1 rRNA gene is annotated in these 2,238 nt (G+C 54.6%); it reads right to left on the reverse strand.

Annotation, left to right across the window (positions count from 1 at the left end):
- Positions 1 to 2,238: ribosomal RNA gene (locus VGS11_04890) — 23S ribosomal RNA — on the reverse strand; the annotation flags it as partial.

Below are 2,238 nucleotides of genomic sequence, written 5' to 3' on the forward strand. Positions count from 1 at the left end.
GGAGGCGACCGCCCCAGTCAAACTACCCGTCTGGCCGTGTCTCCCCACCCGTCACGGGTGGAAGGTTAGAGCGACAGTTCAATCAGGGCAGTATTTCACTGGTGTCTCCCCTCAAGCCGAAACCCGAGGTTCACAGACTCCTGCCTATGCTACGCAGATCGGACCGTTACTCATGACCAGAGTGCAGTTAAGGTGCACGGGGTCTTTCCGTCTAGATGCGGGCATCCGGCGTCTTCACCGGAACCACAAATTCGCCGAGCCGCTTGCCAAGACAGTCGCTCTATCATTCCACCATTCGTGCAGGTCGGAACTTACCCGACAAGGAATTTCGCTCGTTTTCTCCTACTCTGTTTCCAGAGAAGACGGACTTTCTCTTTCGCTGCCTGTGTTCATTACTGAAGCTATCTCCCGTATTTCCTGGATGCCTTCCGTTTTCAAGTGTTTTCCCTGTTTGATCAGGTGCAGGATCTTGCGAAACCTCGCGAAGTCGACTCGTTTTTTCGATTTAAGCGGATGCTTTTCGAAGAAAGGAACGATCCTTTCGTTGAGGTGATCCAGCCCCCGGACTCTGTAGGCCATGCGGTCCCCGTGATTGACTCTGACCACTCCGCAACCGAAGAATTTCTTCAGTGCATGAAGGAGTTGAATGTCACGGCGGTGTTGCACGACTGTGAATTCGGGGAGTACTTGGAATTGGCAGGACATCTCTGGATGCGGATTGATGCCGACGTAGAAACAACCTTCGCCGTCAACAAATCCGACGACCCATTGGGCTTGTAGCTTCTCAGGCTGCGACTGAACGTTAAGTCTCTGAGGGTTCTCCATGATTTTTACCTCCTGGAGTCTTCCCTGCGGATTGTCCCCATGTCCACTGGATTTTGACTGCTCCGATCTTCACCGGAACGAGTACCAAATGGCTGTGCGAGGAGTTTCCCGCATATGGTTCAGTTTTACTAAGGCTGCGCGATCGTTAACCTTAGGACCGTTATAGTTACGGCCGCCGTTCACCGGGGCTTCAGTTCAGGCCTTCGCCTTGCGGCTGAGCCCTTGCTTTAACCTTCCGGCACCGGGCAGGTGTCACCCCCTATACGTCGTATTCGACTTTGCAGAGAGCTGTGTTTTTGTTAAACAGTCGCAGAGCGCGTTTCACTGCGGCCGCTTCGGGCTATAAACCCTAGTGCGGCACCCCTTCTCCCGAAGTTACGGGGCTAATGTGCCTAGTTCCTGAGCGAGTGTTCTCTCGAGCGCCTGTGGAGATTATCCTCGTCTACCTGTGTCGGTTTGTGGTACGGGCACCTTGCGGACTCCTTAGAGGTTTTTCCCGGCAGCGTGAAATCAAGGACTTTATGGCCGTGTGGCCTCGGGACCTGTCTGACCGTTGAATGACCGCGTGGATTTTCCTGCGCGATCCGGCTTACACAGAGCCATCGGGAAATCCATCTCCCGACTCCTCTATCCTTCTGCGTCACCCCATCGTGATAACGCCCGCTAGGTGGGGCAGGAATGTTGACCTGCTATCCATCAGCTACGCCTTTCGGCCTGGCCTTAGGACCCGCCTAACCCTGAGCGGATTAACCTTCCTCAGGAAACCGTAGACTTTCGGCGACACGAGTTCTCATCGTGTTTATCGCTACTTATGCCGGCAGGGTCTCTTCCGTGGCGTTGAGCAGTCCTCTCGGTCTGCCTTCAGACTCCACAGAATGCTCCCCTACCAAAATGTGCGGCTTGCGCCGCACTTTTTCCGCAGCTTCGGTCGCAGGCTTAAGCCCCGTTGGATTGTCGGTGCATGATCGCTTGACCAGTGAGCTGTTACGCTTTCTTTAAAGGATGGCTGCTTCTAAGCCAACCTCCTGGCTGTCTGAGCGATCACACTTCCTTTCCCACTTAGCCTGCAGTTGGGGACCTTAGCTGGCGGTCTGGGTTCTTTCCCTCTCGACCACGAAGCTTATCCCTCGTAGTCTCACTCCCATGTTGCTGTCCGCGGCATTCGCAGTTTGATTGGATTCGGTAACCTTGGTTGGTCCCTAGTCCATTCAGTGCTCTACCGCCGCGGCAGATCACATGAGGCTGCCCCTAAAGGCATTTCGGGGAGAACGAGCTATCACGGAATTTGATTAGCCTTTCACCCCTACCCTCAGCTCATCGGAGCTATTTTCAACTAACACCCGTTCGGCCCTCCAGCAGCGGTTAAGCCGCCTTCAGCCTGGCCAAGGGTAGATCATCCCGCTTCGCGTCTAT

The sequence above is a fragment of the Candidatus Bathyarchaeia archaeon genome, from assembly GCA_035935655.1.
GTDB lineage: Archaea > Thermoproteota > Bathyarchaeia > 40CM-2-53-6 > 40CM-2-53-6 > 40CM-2-53-6.